This window comes from Sorangium sp. So ce693 (genome assembly GCF_051521375.1).
GTDB classification, from domain to species: Bacteria; Myxococcota_A; Polyangia; order Polyangiales; family Polyangiaceae; genus Sorangium; species Sorangium atrum.
The window spans coordinates 2,754,204-2,775,249 of record NZ_CP150347.1 but is presented as its reverse complement, the minus strand read 5'-3'; the positions used below and the strand labels follow the sequence as shown (position 1 = coordinate 2,775,249).

General features: G+C 71.6%; 17 protein-coding genes. 15 read left to right on the top strand and 2 right to left on the bottom strand.

The annotated features are described in order from the left end of the window. Positions 1-49: 49 nt before the first annotated feature. Positions 50-469, top strand: a complete 420-nt coding sequence (locus tag WMF14_RS10705) for an HNH endonuclease (protein ID WP_437800582.1) — start codon at positions 50-52, stop codon at positions 467-469. A 210-nt stretch (positions 470-679) separates the two neighbouring features. Here the strand turns inward: WMF14_RS10705 and WMF14_RS10700 are convergent, their stop codons facing one another. Beyond that, positions 680-1,363 carry a hypothetical protein gene (locus WMF14_RS10700; RefSeq protein WP_437800580.1) on the bottom strand — a complete coding sequence of 228 codons (684 nt, stop codon included), beginning with the start codon at positions 1,361-1,363 and terminating at the stop codon, positions 680-682. Between the two features lie 157 nt (positions 1,364-1,520). On the opposite strand from WMF14_RS10700, the gene WMF14_RS10695 reads away from it, so the two are divergent. The 10 genes from WMF14_RS10695 (at position 1,521) to WMF14_RS10650 (ending at position 14,002) form a co-directional block, all read left to right on the top strand. Further along, positions 1,521-2,426, top strand: a complete 906-nt coding sequence (locus WMF14_RS10695) for an ATP-grasp domain-containing protein (RefSeq protein WP_437800578.1) — start codon at positions 1,521-1,523, stop codon at positions 2,424-2,426. 150 nt (positions 2,427-2,576) lie between these two features. Further along, positions 2,577-3,110: a 2'-5' RNA ligase family protein gene (locus tag WMF14_RS10690; RefSeq protein ID WP_437800576.1), complete on the top strand. Its 534-nt coding sequence runs from the start codon at positions 2,577-2,579 to the stop codon at positions 3,108-3,110. A 174-nt stretch (positions 3,111-3,284) separates the two neighbouring features. Then, on the top strand, positions 3,285-4,973 hold the full coding sequence (locus tag WMF14_RS10685; protein WP_437800574.1) for a protein kinase domain-containing protein: 1,689 nt from the start codon (positions 3,285-3,287) through the stop codon (positions 4,971-4,973). A gap of 82 nt (positions 4,974-5,055) precedes the next feature. Further along, on the top strand, positions 5,056-6,114 hold the full coding sequence (locus tag WMF14_RS10680) for a tetratricopeptide repeat protein (RefSeq protein ID WP_437800572.1): 1,059 nt from the start codon (positions 5,056-5,058) through the stop codon (positions 6,112-6,114). Next, positions 6,111-7,259: a hypothetical protein gene (locus tag WMF14_RS10675; RefSeq protein ID WP_437800570.1), complete on the top strand. Its 1,149-nt coding sequence runs from the start codon at positions 6,111-6,113 to the stop codon at positions 7,257-7,259. Before WMF14_RS10680 ends, WMF14_RS10675 begins: the two co-directional genes overlap by 4 nt. 132 nt (positions 7,260-7,391) lie before the next feature. Then, positions 7,392-7,553, top strand: coding sequence for a hypothetical protein (locus WMF14_RS10670; protein WP_437800568.1), 162 nt, complete (start codon positions 7,392-7,394; stop codon positions 7,551-7,553). A gap of 234 nt (positions 7,554-7,787) precedes the next feature. Further along, positions 7,788-10,799 carry a carboxypeptidase regulatory-like domain-containing protein gene (locus WMF14_RS10665; protein ID WP_437800566.1) on the top strand — a complete coding sequence of 1,004 codons (3,012 nt, stop codon included), beginning with the start codon at positions 7,788-7,790 and terminating at the stop codon, positions 10,797-10,799. Between the two features lie 93 nt (positions 10,800-10,892). After that, on the top strand, positions 10,893-11,813 hold the full coding sequence (locus WMF14_RS10660; protein ID WP_437800564.1) for a LysR family transcriptional regulator: 921 nt from the start codon (positions 10,893-10,895) through the stop codon (positions 11,811-11,813). A 155-nt stretch (positions 11,814-11,968) separates the two neighbouring features. Then, on the top strand, positions 11,969-13,063 hold the full coding sequence (locus WMF14_RS10655) for a 2Fe-2S iron-sulfur cluster-binding protein (protein ID WP_437800562.1): 1,095 nt from the start codon (positions 11,969-11,971) through the stop codon (positions 13,061-13,063). 33 nt (positions 13,064-13,096) lie between these two features. Beyond that, complete coding sequence (locus WMF14_RS10650) at positions 13,097-14,002, top strand: sterol desaturase family protein (protein WP_437800560.1); 906 nt, start codon at positions 13,097-13,099, stop codon at positions 14,000-14,002. Between the two features lie 57 nt (positions 14,003-14,059). On the opposite strand, the gene WMF14_RS10645 is transcribed toward WMF14_RS10650, so the two are convergent. Next, positions 14,060-17,419, bottom strand: coding sequence for a HEAT repeat domain-containing protein (locus WMF14_RS10645; protein ID WP_437800558.1), 3,360 nt, complete (start codon positions 17,417-17,419; stop codon positions 14,060-14,062). A 406-nt stretch (positions 17,420-17,825) separates the two neighbouring features. On the opposite strand from WMF14_RS10645, the gene WMF14_RS10640 reads away from it, so the two are divergent. From WMF14_RS10640 to WMF14_RS10625, 4 genes are all read left to right on the top strand, one after another. Further along, entirely contained in the window at positions 17,826-18,158 is a 333-nt protein-coding gene (locus tag WMF14_RS10640; RefSeq protein ID WP_437800556.1) for a transcriptional regulator, read from the top strand. Continuing rightward, entirely contained in the window at positions 18,155-18,715 is a 561-nt protein-coding gene (locus WMF14_RS10635) for a sigma-70 family RNA polymerase sigma factor (RefSeq protein WP_437800554.1), read from the top strand. The genes WMF14_RS10640 and WMF14_RS10635 overlap by 4 nt, the downstream gene beginning before the upstream one ends. 270 nt (positions 18,716-18,985) lie before the next feature. Continuing rightward, positions 18,986-19,390 (top strand): hypothetical protein, encoded by a 405-nt coding sequence (locus WMF14_RS10630; RefSeq protein ID WP_437800552.1) that lies wholly within the window; start codon positions 18,986-18,988, stop codon positions 19,388-19,390. 498 nt (positions 19,391-19,888) lie between these two features. Then, complete coding sequence (locus tag WMF14_RS10625) at positions 19,889-20,953, top strand: transposase (RefSeq protein WP_437800550.1); 1,065 nt, start codon at positions 19,889-19,891, stop codon at positions 20,951-20,953. Positions 20,954-21,046: the final 93 nt, after the last annotated feature.

The following is a 21,046-nucleotide window of genomic DNA, read 5'->3' as shown; positions in this document are numbered from 1 at the left end:
TCCGACGGGCGCCTGCGGCGCTGGCGGCTCATCGGCCGACGTTCGACAAATGGGCTCGGCGCTTGACGAGCTCTGCCCGATGACGCTGACAGGCATAAGCAACGGCTCCCCTAAGCCAGGGCTCCGCACCGCCGGCGCACGGTGGATCTGCTACGGGTCGTGCGCCGGGCCGTGCGGCCCTCGGGCGTGGAGCGGCTTCAGCCGCGCGCGCGGCTTCGTGAAGCTCTCGAACGATGTGCGGGAGACGGTGCAGCGACGCGCCCAGGGCGCATGTGAGTACTGCCGGCTTTTTCAAGAAGCTTCAATCCTCCCCCATCAAGTCGACCACATCATCGGGAGGCAGCATCGTGGCTCCGACGATGTTGCCAATCTGTGCCTCTGCTGCATTCATTGCAATCTGAAGAAGGGGCCTAATTTCTACCCATCGAGGGGCCACCGTAACGCCACAGCCTGCGGGGCGCGGCGATGACCGGCTAACGTCCTTTGGCCGGAGAATGCCAACAGGTTCGAGACAGGCCGGACGAGAAGCCTGGGAGTGGACGCGCTGAGAGGCTCGTTCCGGCGCTGGGACGTGAGCGGCGGAGGCCGCGCCGCGGCTATGGGCCTGGCGCCAGGTTCGCGCGCGCCGCTGGTCGTGCCCGTGAGCGGCGGCGCCGCGGCCTCGCGCCGCTTGCACCTCTCAGCGGAACTGCTCGAAGATCGGCCCGCAGCAGCGAAGGGCGAGGTCGCACGGTGGGCCGACGTCCTGACAGGCGCCCACCGTCGTGTAGTTGACGAGGCAATCGCAGCTGATGTCGGGGCCGCCTCTGACCGGCCCGCAGCTGACGGAGAGGTCCATGCCTGGGCACGAGCCCTCGCAACCGCAGACCCTGTCGCTGCCGACTGGGCACTCGAGCACCCCCGCCCCGCAGGGAGGAGCGGACGCACACTCTAGGTACGGCTCCAGGACCAGCTCGCACGCGGGCGGGGGGAAATCGCAGCTCAATGTGAGCACCGCGCAATCGAAGAACTGGTCGAGCAGGTCGTTGCACGCGGACGCCGCGGACTTGTGCGCCTCACAGAAGTCGCGGCAGCCGCGCGGTGCCACCCCGCACGTCAACTCGAAGAGCTCGCAGTACTCGAAGCACGTCGACCTCAAGTCGCCGCCGCCCACCCCGGTGGAGCCCACCGCCGCCGAGATGGCCGTCGAGCCCGCGCTGGTCACGCCGACGCCGACCGCGCTGGTGCTGGTGCTTGTGCTTGTCGCGCCGGCGCCTCCTGACCCGTCGGGCATCTCGTCGACGACGACGTTTCCACCGCAGGCGCTCCCCCAGGTCAGGGCCGCGAGCACAGCGATGCGCATCCTGAGCAGCGTCATTTCCATGGCGCGAGACTAGCCCGACGCGGGCACGGGCACGAGCGCCGCGAGTGTCGACTCCCTGACGGGGCCGCCTTCGCGTTGAACATCGCGCGGTCCGCGCGATCATTGCCCGATCTACACCCTCGTGACGACCTTCCCGCCGTCGGATAGAGTCGGCGCAATGCTCCCAGCCCCGCTCGTCCTGTTCCCGAGCAACCCGGTGCACCCGACCGCGCCGGACAGCGCCTTCGAGGAAGAAGCGCGGCATGCCGCCAGCGCAGGATTCGACATCGGCCTCATCGACCTCGAGGCGTTCCTCGGCGGCGACGCGAAGCTCCGCCGGGTGCCGGAAGGCCCGGGCGAGGTGATCTACCGCGGCTGGCTCCTGGGCCTCGATGCTTATCGATGCATGAGCGAGGTCGTCGCCGCGCGTGGCCGACGGTTGATCACGGAGCCGGCGGCGTACCAGCACTGCTATCACCTGCCGGAGTGGTACGAGGCGATCGGCGGTGCCGAGCACACCGCACGATCGATCTGGATCCCGGGCTCCACGTTCGACCTCGAAGCCGTCGTGGTTCACGTGCGAGAGGCGTTCGGATCGGGCGCCGTGATGCTCAAGGACTATGTGAAGTCTCGCAAGCACGAGTGGTTCGACGCCTGCTTCATCCCAGCGGCGGACGACGAGGCCAACGTGCGGCGCGTCGTGGGCAACTTCCTTCGCCTCCAGGACGACCACGTCGTCGGCGGGCTCGTCTTCCGGGAGTTCGTCGAGCTGCGGCGCATCGGGCTGCACCCGAAGAGCAGGCTGCCGCTGGTGAACGAGCATCGCTTCTTCGTGCTCGACGGCCGGCCGTTCTACGCGGCGCCGTACTGGGCCGACGGTGAGTATCCAGGCGAACCGCCCAGCGCCGATGTCCTCGCGCCCATTCTCGGCCGCGTGCGCGGTCGTTTCTACGCGGCCGATGTCGCCGAGAAGGAAGGGGGCGGCTGGATGCTGGTGGAGCTGAACGATGGCGGGTCGGCGGGCATCCCCGAGGGTGGGGCCGCGGACGCGTTCTACCGGAGCCTGCACGCGGCGCTCGGCTGAGGAGCATCTCGTCGCTCGATCCGAGCGGTCCGCCGCGAGGTGCCGCCCAGCGAACGCCCCAAGCAGGCCATCGCCAGAGGGGGGCGCTCACGCGAGCTCCGGCGCGCGGCGGCTTGCCCGCGGGGCGCGGCGGCGCAATGGGTGTCGGCCATGGCGCAAGAGACAGCGTTCGCCCTGTGGCTCCTCCCCGGCGGAGCGCCGGCCGTGCGGCTCGAGGAGCTCATCGAGGCGCTCGCCCGGGAGACCGGGGGCCGAGCGTTCGCGCCTCACCTCACCCTGCTCGGCGGGCTGCGCGGCGACGCCGGCGCGCTGGCCGCGAAGCTCGGCAGGCTGCGCGGCGACGGCGGCGCGCTCCGCCCCGTCGCGCTCGAGGCGCGGGGCCCCGCCACCGGCAGCACCCGCCACCAGTGCGTGTTCCTCGACGTGGCGCCGTCCGAGCCGCTCACGGCGCTGCGCCGCGCGGCCGAGGCCGCGCTCGGCGCGAACGAGGCCCCCTTTCGGCCGCACGTGAGCCTCGTGTACGGCGAGCTGCCGGCGGCGCGCCGCCAGGAGCTCGCCGCGGATCCTCGGGTGCGTGCGCTCGCCCACGACACGTGGTGGGCCGACCGGCTGGAGCTGTGGACCGTGGAGGGGCAGACCGAGCGCTGGCGCTGCGTCGAGGGCGTCGCGCTGGAACGCCGGTGAGATCTCGCCGGCGCAGGTGTCATGCCTGCCCACCACGCGCCCGGACGCATGGTTCCGCCGCAGCGGAAGCCTCCGCGATGGTTTTCCGCCCTCCACGCAGAGCGCGGCTCGCCGAAGTATGTGATCTCGTGGATCTCGGCTAGCCTGGGGCGCATGGCGATGGCTCCCGTTGCTGTGGGCGACGTTCTCGCGGGCAAGTACCGCGTGGAGCAGATCGTTGGCGCCGGTGCGATGGGCACGATCGTCGCCGCGTGGCACCTGGAGCTCGATCAGCGTGTCGCGATGAAGTTCCTGCACTCGGTGCCGCCGGACGGCGGCGACCCGACGGAGCGGTTCCGGCGCGAGGCGCGCGCGCTGGCCAGGATCAAGAGCGAGCACGTGGCGCGCGTCCTGGATGTCGGCTCGCTGGAGGGCGGGATGCCCTACATGGTGATGGAGTTCCTGGAGGGGAACGACCTCGCCCACGAGATACGCGCGCGCGGTCCGCTGCCCGTGGTGGAGGCCGTCGCGTACATGCTCCAGGCCCTCGACGCGATGGCCGAGGCGCACGCCGCGGGGATCGTGCACCGCGATCTCAAGCCGGCCAACCTGTTCCTCTCGCTCCGGCCCGACGGCGACCGGGTCATCAAGGTCCTCGATTTCGGTATCTCGAAGTCGCTGCTCGGCATATCGCGCGATCAGGTGGCGCTGACCCAGACAGCGTCGCTCCTCGGGTCGCCGCTCTACATGTCTCCCGAGCAGGTGCGCTCCGCGCGGGACGTGGATATGCGCGCGGATATCTGGTCTCTCGGCGTCATCCTGTACGAGATGCTGACCGGGCGGACTCCGTACGACGGCGACTCCGTCGCTCAGCTCTTCCACGCGCTGCTCTACGAGAACGCTGCCCCGGTCGCCCAGCGGCGCCCCGACGTCCCGCGCGAGCTGGACGTCGTGGTGATGCACTGCCTCGCCAAGGACCGCGACCAGCGGTGGAGGAACGTCGGCGATCTGGCCGCCGCGCTGCTCCCGTTCGGCCCCGCCACGGGCCACATGCACGTCGACAGGGCGCGCCGCGTGCTCGGCAGCTCCTCGGACATCGCACGGCCGTCGATCCTCCAGACGGGCGTGCCGAGCGGGGGCGCTCAGGGCACCGGATCGCGCCCGTCGATACCGCACGGGGGCCCGCCCTTCGCGCCGGGCACGCCGTCTTCGCCGTCGTTCGCGCCGGGCACGCCGTCTTCACCGTCCTTCGCGCCCGGCGCGCCGTCCTTCGCGCCGACCTCGCCGTCCTTCGCGCCGGGCATGCCGTCCTTCGTGCCGGCCTCGCCGACCGCGCCCAACGCGGAGACGGGGCCCACGGTCAACTCGTGGAGCAACTCGGGCCATCCGGTGCGAACGGTCCGCAACGGGGCGCGCGTCGCCCTGGCCATCGCCGTCGGCGCCTTGCTGGCGGGGGCCTCGCTCGGTGCCCTGTTCTTCCTGCGCTCCGGGCTCGCCACCGACCAGGGACAGCCCCCCGCAGCCGCGGCTGCGCCCACCGCCGAGGCCACGGCAGCGCACACCTCCGAGGCCGCGGCGGCGCCCGCCGCCGAAGCCACGGCCAAGGGCGACGCGCACGAGGCTCCCGGCGCCGCCGGCGCCGCGCCCGAGGTGGCCGGCGGTTCGCCAGCCCCGACCGCGCCGGCGGCCTCTTCCAGCGCGCCCGCCACGCCACCGGCGGCGTCCTCCAGCCCAGCGGCGCACCTTGCCTCACCGCCCGCGCAGCCGGGCGCTCCGCGGGCGACCGCCACGGCCCGGCCCGTCGAGCGCTCGCATCCGGGCGCGGGGGCGCGCCCGGAGCCCACGCAGGGCAACTCGATCAGCGACTTCGGCGGGCGGCGCTGAGCGTGCCGCTCGCGTCGATCCGGCGACGGCCCCCGGGGCCGCCGTGGCCAGCTTGGAGGAGAACACGGGACGTATGAGGCGGTTGAAACGTCGTCAGCGAAGCATCGCACACTGCGTCGGCCTGGGCCTGTGCGCGGCGTTGATCTCCGGGGGCCTCCCCGCGCGGGCGGAGCCGAGCGCCGCCGACAAGGCGGCGGCGGAGGCGCTCTTCGACGCGGCGCTCGACCTGATGAAGCAGGGGCGCAGCGCGGAGGCGTGCCCGAGGCTGGAGCAGAGCCAGCGCATCGATCCGGGCATCGGCACGCTCCTCTACCTGGCCGAGTGTTACGAGAACACCGGCCGCACGGCGAGCGCCTGGGCCACGTTCCGGCAGGCCATGTCGGAGTCGCAGGCCGCGGGGCAAGCCGACCGCGCCCGCAAGGCGCAGGCGAGGGCGGCCCGGCTGGAGCCGGGCCTGTCGAAGCTGAGCATCGGCGTCGCGGCCGAGAACCTCGCGATCGAGGGGTTCAAGGTGCGCTCCGCCGGAAAGGCCGTCGATCCTGCGGTCTTCGGCGTCGCGCTCCCCGTGGATCCGGGCGAGATCGCGATCGAGGCGAGCGCCCCGGGCCACGAGACCTGGACGACGACCGTGAAGCTCGGGGGCGACAACAAGGGCCCTGCGAGCGTCGATGTCCCGGCGCTCAAGCGGCTCGAGGGGCCGCCGACTGCGCCCCTCGCGTCGCCGCCCGCCCAGGGGACAGGCCCCGCGCCGGCCCGCGGCGCCCCTGCGCCGGCGCCGGCGCAGGCGGCGTCCGGGGGCAACACGACGCGCTTGATCGGCCTCGTCGTGGGCGGCGCGGGCGTCGTGGGGCTCGGCGTCGGGACGTTCTTCGGCGTGAAGGCCATCTCGAAGAACAGCGACGCGGAGGGCTACTGCAAGGGCGGCAGCACGTGCGAGGACGAGCGCGGCGTCACGCTGACCGAGGAGGCCAAGAGCGCCGCCACCGTGTCGAACGTCGCGTTCGGGCTCGGCGCGGCGGCGGCGATCGGCGGCGCCGTCCTCGTGTTCGTCGTCGCGCCGAGGCAGACCCCGCCCGTCCAGGTCGGGGCGTTCGTGGACGCGCGCAACGTCGGGTTGCGCGTGGGAGGTACGTTCGAATGAGACGCATGACAGGGCTCCTGTCGCTCGCCCTGCTCGCCCCGCTCTCGAGCCTCGCGTGGCTCGGCTGCCAGGCCATCGCCGGCATCGAGGACCGCACCTTCGACCCGGGCGGCGCGGACACGGGGGGCGGGCAGGCGCCTGTGAGCGAGCAGTGCGCGTCGTACTGCGCCGACGTGATGGCGAACTGCACGGGAGAGCACCAGGTCTATGCCACGCTGGAGACCTGCCAGGGCGTGTGCGCGCTGCTCCCGGAGGGCGATCCCCTGGAGCCCGTGGACAACACGGTCGCGTGCCGCGCCCGCCAGGCGGAGCTGGCGGGGGCCACGGGCGAGGTCGAGGTGCACTGTCCAGCGGCCGGCCCCGGCGGCGGCGGCGAGTGCGGGAGCAACTGCGAGAGCTACTGCGCGCTGCGGGCCGCGGCGTGCACGCTCGAGGTCCCCACGCAGGAGGACTGCGTCGCCATGTGCGCGGGGCTCAAGGACGTGGACATGTTCGACGTCATCGAGAACCACGAAGGCGACACGCTGCAGTGCCGCCTCGTGCACGTGAGCTCCGCGACGGTGGACCCCGAGGAGCACTGCCCGCACGCGAGCCTGACGCCCGTGCAGCCCTGCGCCGATCCGGACGGGACCGAGCCGAGCTGCGAGGACTTCTGCCAGGTGGTCATGACGTCGTGCACGGGGGAAATGGCCGTCTACGAGTCGAGAGCGCAGTGCCTCGCGGTCTGCGCGGCGCTCCCTCCCGGCGGGGCGGAGGATCGGACCGAGAACACCGTGGGCTGCCGCAAGTACCACGCTTACAGCGCCATGCTGGCGCCGACGACCCACTGCCCGCATACGGGGCCGGGCGGAGACGGCCATTGCGGGGTCGAGGAGCCGGGCTCGGGCGTGACAGGCAACTGCGTGTCGTACTGCACGCTGTTCGAGGCGGCCTGCAAGGAGGCGCTCGGCGAGGCGTACGAGGGCTGGGGCGCGGCGTGCCAGGGCGAGTGCAGCACGATGGCGGGAGCCGCCCATGATTCCCACTACTCCGTGGCGAGCGCCGAGGGCGGCGACACGGTCTCTTGCCGGCTGCTCCACGTGAGCCGCGCGTTCGAGAACCCGGACGAGTGCACCGCGCTGGCCGACGGGACTGCCTGCCCGTAACGGCCCGCGGTGGCCTCACCGCGTTCCGGAGGGCGGGTCGGCGGTTCCGGGGCATAAGCGTTCACCAAGCTCGTTCGGTCACGCTCAGGGCACGAAGCCCTCCCCTTCTCCTCGGCACCAACGATCACCAACGTGAACGTAAACGTTTACGTGGTCGTGGTCGTGGTCGTGGTCGTGGTCGTGGTCGTTCACGGCTTACCGTTGACGACCACGACTACGACCACGACCACGACCACGACCACGACTACGACCACGACCACGACCACGACCACGACTACGACTACGACCACGTAAACGTTCGGATGTAGAAGAACGCGGCGCGAAGGCTGGTTAACGCATATGGGGGTTCCGGGGGCGGGTCGAGCCACTCGATACTCCCCCGATGAGGCGACAAGGCAAGCTCCCGCGCCCCGCCGTGGGAACGTGCCGTGATCCTGCTACCCAGAGCGAGGCCTCGCCGCGCGTGCGCGCGATGGATTAGTGATCCCGGCGGCAGGGGGCGACGGACGAAGGAGGGGCTGTCAGGCCATGAAGAGACCGGAAGCGAGACGGTGGCTTGCCCTTGTCGTGCTCGGGCTGGCGGCGGCGGGGCTCCTGGGCCTCTTCTTATGGCTCCGCGCCGGAGAGGCGCCGCCGGACGGCCCCGCACCTCCGGCGAGCGCCGCTTCGACGCGGGGAGCGCGGCGCCTCCGCGCGAGGGACGCGCCGCCCCCGCTGCTCGGGAGCATCGCGGGGCGGGTCGCCAATGCGGCCGGCTCGCCCGTCGCCGGAGCGCTGGTGTGCGCCAGCGCGAGCGGCGGCGCGGGCGGCCTGACGCCGTTCGATCTGGGCGAGCCGACATGCGCGCCCGCAGGAGAGGACGGCCGCTACCAGATCGCGGATCTCTCCCCCGCGCGCCTCACGATCTTCGCCTCGGCGCCGGGCCACCGCCCCGCGGGCTACACCTCCCCTGCCCCGGACCGCGCCGGCTGGCTCGATCTCCGCCAGGGAGAGGCACGCACCGGCGTCGATCTGACGCTCGTCCGCGGCGGCGTCGAGGTCCGGGGCCACGTCAAGGACGTCAGCGGCGGGCCCATCGCCGGGGCGCTCGTCATGATTCATGGCTTCCTCGGGTCGCACCAGGGCGCCGCGGTGACCCGCTCCGACGCAGAGGGCTCCTTCTCCGCGTGGACCGAGGAGGGCTACTGCCTGGCCCGCGCCACCGCCGACGGGTACGCCGAGGGGTCGCAGCACGGCATGGCGCCGGGGCCGCCGCTCGAAATCTTGCTGACGCCCGGCTCGGTCATCGAGGGGCGGGTCGTCGAGGCGGGGTCGGGCGAGCCGATCGCCGGCGCGAAGATCAGTCCCGGCATGGAGCAGCGGTGGGGCCCCGGGGAGGTGAAACCCGCGTCGAGCGACGCGGAGGGGCGCTTCCGCATCCCAGGCCTGGCGCCCGGGCGGTACAAACCCACGGCGCGCGCCGCGGGCGGCTATGGCCAGGCGCGCGCGAGCGTGGTGCTCGGGATCGGTCAGACCTCGAGCGAGCTGGTGATCGAGATGCACCCCGCCAGCAGCGTGGCTGGCCGCGTGGAGGTCGCGCCCGGGGGCGGGCCCTGCACGAGCGGCTCCGTCACCCTGTTTCACGAAGGGAGCGGCTGGCTCCCCGCTGTCCTCGGGGCCGACGGTTCGGCGCGCTTCGAGGGCGTGCTGCCCGGCTCGTACCAGGTGATGGTGCTCTGCCAGGATCACGCGTCGGAGCCGACCTACCCCGCCGTGGAGGTCGGCGAGGCGGACGTCGAGGGCCTCGTGTGGACCGTCCGCGCCGGGCTGTCGCTCCGCGGCCGGGTGGTGGACCGCGAGGACAAGCCCGTGCGCGCCATGGTCCACGCGAGCCCGATCGACATGAGGGCGATGCTGCCCGGCCCCGTCGGGCAGAGCGACGACGACGGCCGCTTCGTGCTCCGGGGGCTCCTCCCCGGCAAGCACAGGGTCATGGCGCACTCGAACGATCACATTCCGCCCGAACCGGTCGAGGTCGAGCTCGTCGATGAGCGCGCTCCCGAGATCACCCTCGTGATGGATAGCGGGGGCAGCGTCGAGGGCACCGTGACCGACGAGGACCGCCGCCCCGTTGCGGGCGCCGACGTCATGCTGAGCGCGCAGCAGCCCGGGTGGAACGGCCCTCCGAGAAAGTCCCTCGCGGACGGGACCTTCGTGATCAAGGGGGTCGCGCCGGGCGCGTATCGGATCTGGGCCATGCAGGGGGGTATGCCCATGAGGGCGCCAGGTCAGGTCGGCAACGGCGACCCCGGGGTCGCCGTGAACGTGAAGGCAGGGGCGGCCGCGCGCGTGAGCCTGGTCGTGGAGCGCCAGAACGGCGAGATCCACGGGCGCGTCATCGACGGGAGCGGCAGGCCGGTGGCGGACGCGTTCGTCAATGCTCAGCGGGAGCCCGAGGGCGCGGGAGAGCGGGGCGCCCCGGCCCCTCCGCCCCCGCCGCTGGAGAGCATGGGGCCCTACGCGCCGGTGCTCACCGATCCCGACGGGGAGTTCGTGATCGGGAACCTGGGCCGGGGCACGTACACGGTCCAGGCGCAGCGCCGCGGAGGAGGCCGCGCCGCCGTCGAGCACGTCCATATCGGCGACACCGTGACGCTCACGATCCAGGAGACAGGCACCGTCTCCGGCGCCGTCTCCCGCCCCGGCGGCGCGCCGCCCGATCAGTTCACGATCCGCGTCACGGGCCGCGAAGCGCCGTTCTTCCGGAGCGAGTCCTTCTCGTTCACGGACGGGGCCTGGACGATGAGCGATCTGCCGGCGGGCAAGTACGATATCGCAGCCGACGCCCCGGAGGGGACGGCCACGGGGGAGGTGACGCTCGCGCAGGGGGAGCAGCGGAGCGGGGTGGTGCTCACGCTCGCCGGGCGCGTCGCCATCCGGGGTCAGGTGGTGTCCCTGGAGGACGGCGCGCCCATGGCCGGGGTGACCGTGCACGCGTACCCGCGCGCCGGCGGAATCGCGCCCTCTCCGGTGCAGCAACGCGAGGTCACGGACGGTGCGGGTCATTTTCACCTCGACCGTGTCCCCAGAGGTCCCCTCGTGCTCATGCTCATGCCCGCGGATCCGATGAGCTCGGCGTTCGACGCGGCGATGATCCCGGTCGATGTGGAGCCGGGCGCGGAGACCGACGTCGGGCGGCTGCTCCTGGCGAAGCGCCGGGTGAAGCAGGACGAGCCTCCCGGCGATCTCGGGTTCACGGTCGAGCCGCCCCAGTCGCCGATGGAGATGGCCATGCGGCCGCACAAGGTGGTCGAGGTGCGCCGCGGCGGTCCGGCCGCGGCGGCGGGCCTGGAGGTGGGGGACGTGATCGTCTCGGTGGACGGCCACGATGTCAGCGGCAAGCTGGGGTATCTGGTCGGGTCCCTGATCCGCGTGCCCGCGGGGACCCGGGTGACCCTCGGGCTCTCGCGCGGGGCGAGCGTGGCCCTCGTGGCCGCGGCGATGCCGCCACCCCCGGGCGTCGGGCCAGGCGGCATCGAAGCCGCGCCCGGGCCACCGTAGGCGCCGGCCGCTACCTCTTGACGGCAGGCGCATGGAAGAGCTCGCCGCTCGGGCTCTCGGCGGCGGGCGTCGGGGCGGCGCTACCCTTCCCTCATGAACGCACCGCCGCTGCCGCGCCTGCGCGCCGTGGACCTGAACCTGCTCACGGTGCTGGACGTCGTGCTCACCGAGCGCAACGTGACGCGAGCGGCCGAGCGACTCGGCATGACGCAGCCGGCCGTGAGCAGCGCGCTGAACCGGCTGCGGCTCCTGTTCAACGACGATCTCTTCGTGCGTCGCGGCAAGGAGATGGCCCCGACGCCGCGCGCCCTCGCGCTCGCCGGCCCGATCCGCAAGGCGCTCGACCTGATCCATGCCTCATTCGCCTACACTGGCGCCTTCGATTGCACGGCGAGCCACACCTTCAGGCTGGGGATCAGCGACCTCGGAGACGCCATCCTCTTGCCTCGTTTTCTGCAGTGGCTCGAGCAGCTCGGCGCCCGCGTCCGGCTCGATATCTGCCGCGAGCCCGGGGCCTCGCTGCAGAACGAGATGCGGCTCGGCAAGGTCGAGCTCGTCCTCGATCACATCGTCATCCCGGGCGAGGAGTTCCGGCGAACGCGCGTGCTCGACGTCGAGCTCGTCTCGCTGGTGCGCCAGGATCATCCGACCGTGGGCCCCTCGCTGACCCTCGACGAGTACATGGCGCTCGAGCACGTCATCATCGAGCCGCGCGAGGGCCAGACCAACCTGGCAGAGCAAATTCAGGCCCTCGTCGGGCGATCGCGGTGCGTGCGGGCGCAGGTCCCCCGCTATCTCTCGATGCCGTTCATCGTCTCGCAGTCGAACCTCGTCTGCACGTTGCCGCTCCCCCTGGCGCGGCTGTTCGAGCAGCACTTCCCCGTGCGGGTGGTGAGCTGTCCGCTCCCCATCCAGCCGATCCCGCTGTTCATGATGTGGCATGCCTGTCAGGACGGCGACCCGGCCCACGAGTGGCTCCGGCGGTCCCTCATCGAGCTCTGCAGCCGCATCTGACGCGTCCCAGGCGGGCGCGCTCGGCCGGGAGAGAGACGGGCGGCCGTGGATTCGGCGGAATATTCACGCCGGCAATCTGCCTCATACCATTTCTTGATTGGGCTTTTCGGAGGGCCGCCCCCATGAAGCCGCGCACGAGAGGGAAACATAACATCGTGAAGGCTATCTCATTCGGCGGCCGGACGACCGGTCGAGCCGGCACACTCCATGTCCTGGGCAGCGATCGCACGGCCCGTATCGAGGCCGGGGAAACGCTGCTCAGCGCAGCCGTGCGCGGGAACATTTCGTTTCCACACATGTGCAACGTGGGCGAGTGTGGCACCTGCAAGTGCCGCCTCATCAGAGGGCATATCCGCCTCAAGAGCGATATCTCACGACACGTCGCGCCCGAGGAGCTCTCTGCCGGCGTCGTCCTCGCCTGCCAGAGCCTGGCCGTGTCGGAGGACGTGGCGGTCGAAGTCCCGGGAACGGGCCGCGGGCGCTCGACGGGTCCAGCGCCGGTGCAGATCGACGCGAGCGTCGCGCGCGTGACGCCGCTCTCGCCCGGCGTCCTCGCGCTCGAGGTCGACCTCGCCGCGGAGGTCCGCTACGTGGCCGGGCAGGTTGCACAGCTCACGGTGCCCGGCGTACCGGGGCTCGACAAGCCGCGCTGCTACTCCTTCGCCGAGGCGCCGGATCGCGCCTCGCCGCGAAGGGCGCTCTTTCATGTCCGCCACGTGCCGGGCGGCGCCTTCACCGATTGGCTCTTCGGGGCCGATCGCACGTGCGCGCGCCTGTGCTTCTCGGGGCCACACGGCAGCTTCCGCTACCACGAGGCCGGGCGGCCGCTCCTCTGCGTGGCAGGAGGCACCGGGCTCTCTCCGATCAAGGCGATCCTGGAGCAGGGGATCTCGGACGGGCTCGTCCGAGACGTGACGCTGGTCGTAGGCGCGCGCACCCGGCAGGATCTCTATGCGCTCGACGCCATTGCCTCGATCGAGAAGCGATGGCGAGGTCGATTCGTCTTCGTGCCCGTGCTCTCGCAGGAGCCCGAAGGCTCGAGCTGGACAGGGCGAAAGGGGCACGTCACCGACTACCTCCGTGAGGTCGCCGGGGGCCACGCCGATTGCGCGGCCTACGTGTGCGGGCCGCCCGGGATGATCGACGCCGCGCTCGACGTGCTGCGCGGCGAGATCCCGCCGAAGCACTTGCATCACGATAGATTCCTGGACCGCGGCTCGGTGGCCGGCGCCGCCTCTGCGGTCGCCTGAGCCCGGCCACGATGCTCGAAAGGGGGAGCCCTCATGATCATCCACAGCACGATGTTCATCCTCATCTTCCTCGCGCTCTTTGCCGCCCTCGAGCTCGCGCTCGGCCTGTACCGGCGCCCAGGCGTGCTCACCATGCGGGAGCTCGGCGCGAGCCTCCTGTCCGTCGGCACCTACCTCGTGATCCGCGGCGCGTCCTTCGTCGCCGTGCTCTGGGCGCTCGGGGCGCTCTGGCCCGACTCGGAGGGCGCGCTCGCGGACGTGAGCCCCTGGCTGGTCTTGCCGATCTACCTGCTACTCGATGAATACGGGCTGTACTGGGTGCACCGCCTCAGCCATGAGCTGCCCTGGCTCTGGCGGATCCACAAGCCGCACCACGTGCCGCGCAACATGAACATCGCGGTCACGTACCGCGAAAACTGGCTATGGGACGTCCTGGTACCGGGCACATGGCTGGCCCCGCTCGTCGTCTGGCTCGGCCACCCGGGCGCCTACGTCGTGGGATTGGCCCTCAGGACGCTGATCGTGCTGATGGAGCACAGCGATCTCCGCTGGGACCTGCACCTCCAGCAGAGCCGCTTCACGCGCCCTGCCATGCGGGTGCTCGAGCGCATCGTCTCGCTTCCAGACACGCACCATGTGCACCACGGAGTCGGCCGCTTCGGCAATGCCATGAAGAACTATGGCGGCGCCCTCATCTGCTTCGATTGGCTCCATGGCACGCTGACCATCCCGCACGCGCGCCAGGAGGGCTTCGGGCTGCCCGAGGGCGCGCCGGTCGAGCCGTGGGCCGAGCAGCTCTTCTGGCCGTTCGTGCGCTCGACGAAGGACGAGAGAGCGGATCGCCGCCGCCCGATCGAACCGACGCCGCGGACGGCCGATCTCGCCATGGCGGAGGCGGTGATTGTCACGGTCGATGGCCGCGCTGTCGTCGTGCGATGAGCCCTGCCAGGCGCTCGCCCGCCGCGCGCCGCCTCACGGCCGCGCGGCGAGCGCCCCTCACGGCGGCGTGACGAACGACGCCGGCCCCGCCACGGCAGGAGACGGGTCCTTCCGGTAGCGCTCCAGCGACTCGCGCCGGTCCGCGGTCCAGCCGTTCTTCGGCGACGCCGCCTGCACGAGCGCCTCCAGCGCGAGCCGGCGCAGCCGCGGATCGGGGCTCCCCCGCAGCTCCTGCTCGAGCTGCGACGGGTGGACGCAGCCGTGCACCGCGGACATCGCCGCGACCATCGCATCGTGGTGCAAGAGGTCCCGCCGGCCGAGCTCCGCGAGCGCCTGCCCGAGCGCCTTCCACGGGAGCAGGCGCGCCGCGAGCCCCAGGTACTGGGGCACGGCCAGGGCGTCCGCCTTGAGCGCGGCGAGCAGCCCCTCGCCGACGGCGACGTGGTGCTTCGCGGCGTACGGGCCGAGCCGCGCCGTGAGCGCGGGCAGGAACGCCACGAGGTGCCGGCGCCTCGGCAAGAGCTCTGCGAGCCGCTGGACGACGGTCGCGACCTCCCCCGGCTGCATCCTCGCGAGCACGGCGGACAGCGCCTCCGCCGCCTCCTCGGGCGCGGGCGCGGCCATGTGCTCGAGCAGCCGGCGAAAGAGCGACCGCGCGTCGTCCCGGAGCGGCAGGTGCGCGGCGCGCCGCAGCAGATCGAGCCGCGCCTCCGGCTCCGCCCGCCCGAGGATCGCGGCGAGCAGGTCCACCACGCGCCGCTCGGCCTCGGTCGACAGCCTACCGAGCGGGATGTCCGCGAGCTTCGAGGCCACGATCCAGTCGGGATCCCGGGCTGCGCGGCCGAACACGTCCCAGGTCTCGGGCTTGTCCAGGTGGTCCCAGAGCGCCCGGAGCAGCGCGATCCGCACGTCGCGGTGGGTCTTCGGGCCGTCCAGCCGGAGCAGGTCCCGGTAGGCGTCGTCGCCGCCCAGCTCGCCGAGCAGGCGCACGACCTCCTTGGCCACGGTCACCTTCGTTGTCGGCACCGCCCGGAGCTCGGCGAGCACCCGCTCCCGGGACATCTCGGCGAACGCCTTCCGGAGCGCGTAGATCGCCCAGCGCGCGCGATCGTCGCCCAGGCACTCGATCAGGACGGGGACGCCCTGGCCTGCGTCGAGCCACGGCAGGCCCCGGATGGCCATCTCGCGCAGGGGCGGCCTCGGATCCGAGGCGAACGGGGTGACCGCCGACGCGTCGACGTACGCGAGCCGGACCAGCGCGGAGATCGCGAACCGCAGCGTGGGGACGTCGCAGGTCTCGTCGCCGAGCAGCGCGCGGAGGCCGGCGGCATAGCTCTCCTGCTGCCTCGCCGTCCAGCGGCCGTGGCCCCCGCCGAAATCGAGCACCCAGCGCGTCTTGCCCGTGGCGAACCTGCCGGTCATGGGCTGCGTCCGGTCGAGCAGGGGGCCGAGGAGATCCTGGCGCCTCTGGCTCACGTGCCGGGCGACGGCGCCGATCAGCACGAAGCTCCTGTCCTCGCCCAGCAGCGCGGGAACGAGCCGCGCGAACCGCGGCCTGTCGTGGGCGCGCAGGAGGCCGAGCGCGCCCGCCGCGACGCCGACGAACGGGAGCTCGCGGGACAGCCGCTCGAGCGCCTCGAGCAGCGGCGTGACCACAGCGAGGCGGATGCCGAGGCTCTGCGCGAGCGAGAGCACCGCCCCTGCCCGCTCGCCGGTGCACCACGCGCCCGCGAGCTGCGCGAGCGCCGGGCTGAGCCGCTCGGCCTCCGCCCGGGTCAGCCCCTCTCCGAGGCCCGCCGTCGAGACCGAGCCGCGCACCGCGAGGATCTTCGCGATCCAGCGCGCCCCCCACGCGCCGTCGATGCGGAACAGGCGGACCACGAGCCGCTCCACGGCCGAGGCCGTGGCGTGGGACAGGTCCGCGGCGTCGAGCGCGTCCTGCGCCACGGCGCCCGCGGCCTCCAGGTGCTCCTGCGCGAACCTGCCGATGGGCAGCGCGGCGAGGGCGCCGAGCATCGCCCGCCGCACCGGATCCTGCTCGAACTTGCGGGCGCGCACGTTCGCGAGGGCGTCCGCGAGCGCGCCCCGGTCGTGCAGGACGCTCGCGACGAGCAGCGCCTGCGCCTTCGCCCGCTCTTCGCCCTCCGGGTGCCCGAGCAGCGGCGCGAGCACCTCCTTGGCCTCGGCGAAGGACAGGAGGCGCGCGTAGCTCATCCGCCGCTCCGGCTTCGAGACGAGCGACGGGCAGCTGGAAAGGTGCCGCCTCGCCTCGCGCTCGCGCAGGTCGCGGGGCAGCGCGTCGAGCACCTCGGGCGCGATCGATCCGTCGGCGGCCTGCGCAGCGCAGGACCAGCGCTCGAAGGCCCGCTCCCGGAGCGCCTGCTCCTCGGCCGACTCGGCCTTCACGTAGCGGAACAGGAAGGCGCCGAAGCCCCCTCGCCCTCCGAGCAGGAAGGCCCGCAGGACCGCCTTCTGGTCGTCGGGACGCAGTCGCAGGAACCACCGCGGGCCCCGCTTGCCGTCGCTCAGCGCGCCCCAGGCGTGGCGGATGAGGTACTCGAGGCGCTCGGCGCCGAGGGCGGGCGCGCCCTTGTCGAAGCGCACCACCTCGAAGGCGCCGGGCGGCCGCGCGGGCCGTCCGCTCTCGTGGCGCGCCTTGAGGAGGTCGAACGTGGCGGCCGGGCGCGATCGGGCCAGCAAGCGCAGCGGTCCCGCGAGGAACGAGGGTTCCTCGCCGCGCTCGAAGAGGGCCTGGATCAGCGGGAGCGCCGCGTCGGGCGCGCGCCTGGCGAGCGGGACGAGCAGCGGCGCGAGGCGGTAGCGCTGGCGGACGTCGAGGGACGGGGAGCGGGCGATCGCCTCCCCGAACCAGCGCGCCGCGGCCGCGGGGTGCCTCACGCCGAGCCGATCGAGGCAGCTCGGGCCGCCCGCCTCGTCGATGGCGCGCCGGTGCGCCGACACGAGCGCCTCGGAGCCGAACGGGAGCAGATCCACGATCAGGGGATCGCGCCCCGCCTGCATGCGCGCGCCGAGGAAGGCGTCCACGGCGGCCTGGCGCTTCCGCCGCGCGAGCTGGGCGACGGTGCGCCGGAGGGTGCGCCGCTCGAGGAGGGCGCCGAGCGCCGCGAGCGCCTGCGCGTCGTCGCAGAAGCGGGCGATCATGCGGCTTGCGCGCCGCCGCACGGAGCGGGACGGGTCGGAGACGGCCGCGACGACGCGCGCGCCGTCGCCCGAGCCGTAGACGCTCATCAACGCGAGGAGGCGCTCGTAGGGCTGAGCGCTCTTCCAGAGCGCGCCGAGGAGCGCGCTTGCGCCCGCGTCGCCGCGCGCGGCGGCGCGGCCCAGCTCCACCACGCGGCGGACACGGTCGTGGTGCGTTTGCGGCTCGAGCTCGGCGAGGAAGGAAGCGGCGTCCATGGAGGGCGATCATAGCGCCCCGTGGCCGGAGGCTCGCAAGGCCGAGCGCGGCGACGCTCCGGAGCATCGACACCCTCCGGTTTGAGATTCACCTCTCCCGGGAGGCTGTCGACACCCTCCGGTTTAAGCTTCACCTCTCCCGGGAGGCTGTCGACACCCTCCGGTTTAAGCTTCACCTCTCCCGGGAGGCTGTCGACACCCTCCGGTTTGAGTTTCACCTCTCCCGGGAGGCTGTCGACACCCTCCGGTTTAAGCTTCACCGGTGGTGCTGCACTTTGGATCTGAGTGCTGCACTTTGACTCCGGACCTCGCGTGAGCGGCTAAGTTCGGCCGGAAGTAGTGCAGCCCGCGACGGCGCCAACCGTCCGGGCTGCGTGGCCGAACCCCGCTTCCACGGAGTCCGACGATGCAGTTGTACCTGATCCCACCCGACGGTGGGCAAGGCGGACGTGTACCCACACGGCGCCGCTCCTTCGTCACCCGTTCCCTCACCGAACCCGAGCGCAAGCGCCTCCGGGCGGCGCTGAAGAACCTGCGCGCCGCGTACGGCACGTGGGCATGCCTTGCCGAGGTCATGGGCATGCCGACCCGTTCGATCCGCGCGATCGCCTCGGGCCAGTTCGCCGGGTCGCCTGGCACCGCCATGCGCGCCGCGCGGGCGGCTGGAACCACGATCGAGCGCCTACTCGGCCGCCCAGTCGCAGCGGACCGCTGCCCAACCTGCGGGAGGAGCGGATGAAGCGCCCGCGGAAGGGGGCCGGACGCCCGCCTGCCGCACGACATCCCCGGAAGAAGCCGACGATGGAGGCGATCCTCGCCGAGCGCGGCATCGTCCTGGCGACGCTCGCCGGCATCCCGAAGCGCGACCGCCGCGACGTCGAAGCCGAGGTGTTGCTCAACGCCTGGAACGCCGTCCGACGCGGGCTCTACAGACCCGACCCCCGGGACAAGCCGCGCGATGCGCTCCGGAAGTGGCTGCACGGCATCGCGTGGCGCCTCGCCTCGCACTACGTCCACAGCGCGTGGGCGCGCCGTGCCGTGCTCCACCCGAGCCCGCTGGGCCTGCTCCGCGAGCCCGTCGGCATCGACATGCACGCCCAGATCGAGGCGCGGGAGGTGCTCGACGCGATGACCGAGCTCCCGGACTGGCAACTGGAGGCGCTGCTCTCCGTGGACGATCCAGAGAGCCTCGTCGCGTACGCCAAGCGGCGCCGCATGAACCCAAGCACGGCGGCATCGCGGCTCAGGATCGCCCGAAAGGCGCTGGCGCTCCGGCTCAAGCGGCGGCGCCGATGAACGCTCGCAAGTAGCCACGCGAACGACACCCAGAGATCCCGGATCTGCGCACCTGCGCGGCTCTTCCGGTTTTATGCGTGTAAAACCGCGTGCTTTTCGCAGTAAAACCCGCTTGACTGCGGGTCGAAACAAAGGTTCGGTCCATAAACGAAAGGCCGGGTGGTTCAGACCCGACCTTTCTAGACCGATCCGTCGTGTGGACCGGGAACGGCTCGCGCCGTACGAGGGGGCATCGTGCCTCATGACCCCCGGTTCGTCAAGGAGGGACTCATGAGCCGATATGACAAGCTGATCAAGTCTGGCGTGAAGATCGAGTTTACGCCGGCGCGGTGGAAATCGATCATAGATTCGGAGATGAAAAAGATCGCGGCTGGCCTCGGCATGGACCAAAGCGCGTGCACGCCTCACCAGATCAAAGACAGCGACATCGAAGATGGCTTTTCTCGCGTGGTTGGGTGCGCGCACGCGCTGCAAGGGCCCAACACTATCGAGGCGCGGTACCTCATAAAAGCCGGACAGGGGAAGGACGTGAGCGTGGATCTGATTATGTTCCTCGCTCAGGACGGGTCCTATCATATCGAGTTTGCCGGTGTCCTGCGCAAGGCGTGCTCGAATGATGACAACTTCTACGACAACATCCTCAGTGCGCTGGTGGACAAGAAGAGTCGGACCTGAGTCTGTAGCCAACGATCCGCTCCCGATTCCATATCGGCTCGTAATCATGCGGTGACCCTTCTAGCGGCATCATGCTCACCTGTCCGCGCCTGCTCCATGTTGGAAGGTGACCATCGAATCTCATGATGTCGTCTCTCATGCGAGCCAGAATTGCGTCGCGATCAGCCGTCAATTCGAGCCATTCCGTTCTCAGTGCCAAAGACGTCTCGATGACGCGGCGACCGGCGTACACGAACGGACACGCGGAGTTGCTCATCGCGCACCCCCCGCGCAACGCGCCACCTCGGCTGTGACATACCCCGTCCTGCCGGCATCGAGTCCGCGCTCTCCTAAGCGGTTTTCCTCGACAAAAGCGCTATAATCAGAGGACCTTAGACGAAAGCGCCCCGCCTCCGGCTGGAACCCGAAGGCAGGGCGGCAGAAGCCGAGCGGTGCGACCCGTCCGACGTCCTGGCAGACCGGATCGTGGGCCCTCCGCCGGGGAAAGGCAAGGGTCCCGTGGCGAACGTGCTCCCGGCGGAGAAGCGCCTGCGTGTCCTGGCTGCCCTGCTGGATGGCAACAGCATCCGGGCGGCCGAGCGCATGACCGAGGTCAACCACCGCACCATCACGCGCCTCCTGCTGGCGCTGGGTGCCGGCGCGGTGCGCCTGCATGACCGCCTCGTGCGAGACGTGCAGTGCAGCCTCGTGCAGGTCGACGAAATCTGGTCCTTCGTCCAGAAGAAGCAGTCCCGCGTGACCGAGGCCGACCCGCCCACCGTTGGCGAGGCGTACACCTTCGTTGCCATCGACGCGACGAGCCGCATGGTCATCTGCTGGCGCGTCGGCAAGCGCGACCAGCCGACGACGGACGCCTTCATCAAGGACCTTCGTGCGCGCATGGTGGTCATGCCTCAGCTCACCTCGGACGGCTTCGCGCCGTACATCCCGGCCGTAGGCACGTCCTTCGGGAAGTCGATTGACTACATGCAGACGGTGAAGAACTACCGCTCCGGCAGCCGTGGACGCCGGGACGACGACCACCGCTACGAACCGCCCCGGGACCCCTTCATCACGAAGTCCGTGGTCTACGGCGCGCCCGACCCGGCCAAGGCTTCTACGGCGTACGTGGAGCGCCTGAACGGCTCCACGCGGCACCAGAACGGGCGGATGCGTCGGCTCTGCTACGCCTTCTCGAAGAAGGCGGACCACCACGCCGCAGCGGTCGCCCTGAACTATGTGGCCTATAACCTGACACGAGTCGTGCGCACGCTGCGCGTCACACCTGGGATGCAGGGCGGCATCACGGACCAGGTGTGGACGCTGGACGAGCTCATGGACGAGCTCCTGTCGGGCGAGGAGGTCGCCGCTCCCGAGGCGCAGCCGCTCACTCATCGCGAGCCCTCCGCGCCAGCGAGGCCGCTTCCGAACGGCCGGGGCTTCCTCCGGCTGGTGACCGAGCCGACGCCCGCGCTGAAGCGTTCGCCGCGTCGTTCCGAGCCCCCGCCTCCCCCGGTCGTCGCTCCCCGCGAGCCTGAGCAGCTCTCCCTGTTCGACCGGCTCGATCCCCCGGAGGGGTCGTGAGTGCTGCACTTTGCTCGCGCAGGGTGCTGCACTTTGAGCGCGAGTGCTGCACTTCGGGGCAAAGTGCAGCACCACCGCTTCACCTCTCCCGGG

Excerpts from the sequence above, each read along its gene's own strand:
- WMF14_RS10705 (WP_437800582.1), top strand. The coding sequence starts at position 50 with ATGGGCTCGGCGCTTGACGAGCTCTGCCCGATGACGCTGACAGGCATA.
- WMF14_RS10700 (WP_437800580.1), bottom strand. The coding sequence starts at position 1,363 with ATGGAAATGACGCTGCTCAGGATGCGCATCGCTGTGCTCGCGGCCCTG.
- WMF14_RS10695 (WP_437800578.1), top strand. The coding sequence starts at position 1,521 with ATGCTCCCAGCCCCGCTCGTCCTGTTCCCGAGCAACCCGGTGCACCCG.
- WMF14_RS10690 (WP_437800576.1), top strand. The coding sequence starts at position 2,577 with ATGGCGCAAGAGACAGCGTTCGCCCTGTGGCTCCTCCCCGGCGGAGCG.
- WMF14_RS10675 (WP_437800570.1), top strand. The coding sequence starts at position 6,111 with ATGAGACGCATGACAGGGCTCCTGTCGCTCGCCCTGCTCGCCCCGCTC.
- WMF14_RS10665 (WP_437800566.1), top strand. The coding sequence starts at position 7,788 with ATGAAGAGACCGGAAGCGAGACGGTGGCTTGCCCTTGTCGTGCTCGGG.
- WMF14_RS10660 (WP_437800564.1), top strand. The coding sequence starts at position 10,893 with ATGAACGCACCGCCGCTGCCGCGCCTGCGCGCCGTGGACCTGAACCTG.
- WMF14_RS10650 (WP_437800560.1), top strand. The coding sequence starts at position 13,097 with ATGATCATCCACAGCACGATGTTCATCCTCATCTTCCTCGCGCTCTTT.
- WMF14_RS10645 (WP_437800558.1), bottom strand. The coding sequence starts at position 17,419 with ATGGACGCCGCTTCCTTCCTCGCCGAGCTCGAGCCGCAAACGCACCAC.
- WMF14_RS10640 (WP_437800556.1), top strand. The coding sequence starts at position 17,826 with ATGCAGTTGTACCTGATCCCACCCGACGGTGGGCAAGGCGGACGTGTA.
- WMF14_RS10635 (WP_437800554.1), top strand. The coding sequence starts at position 18,155 with ATGAAGCGCCCGCGGAAGGGGGCCGGACGCCCGCCTGCCGCACGACAT.
- WMF14_RS10630 (WP_437800552.1), top strand. The coding sequence starts at position 18,986 with ATGAGCCGATATGACAAGCTGATCAAGTCTGGCGTGAAGATCGAGTTT.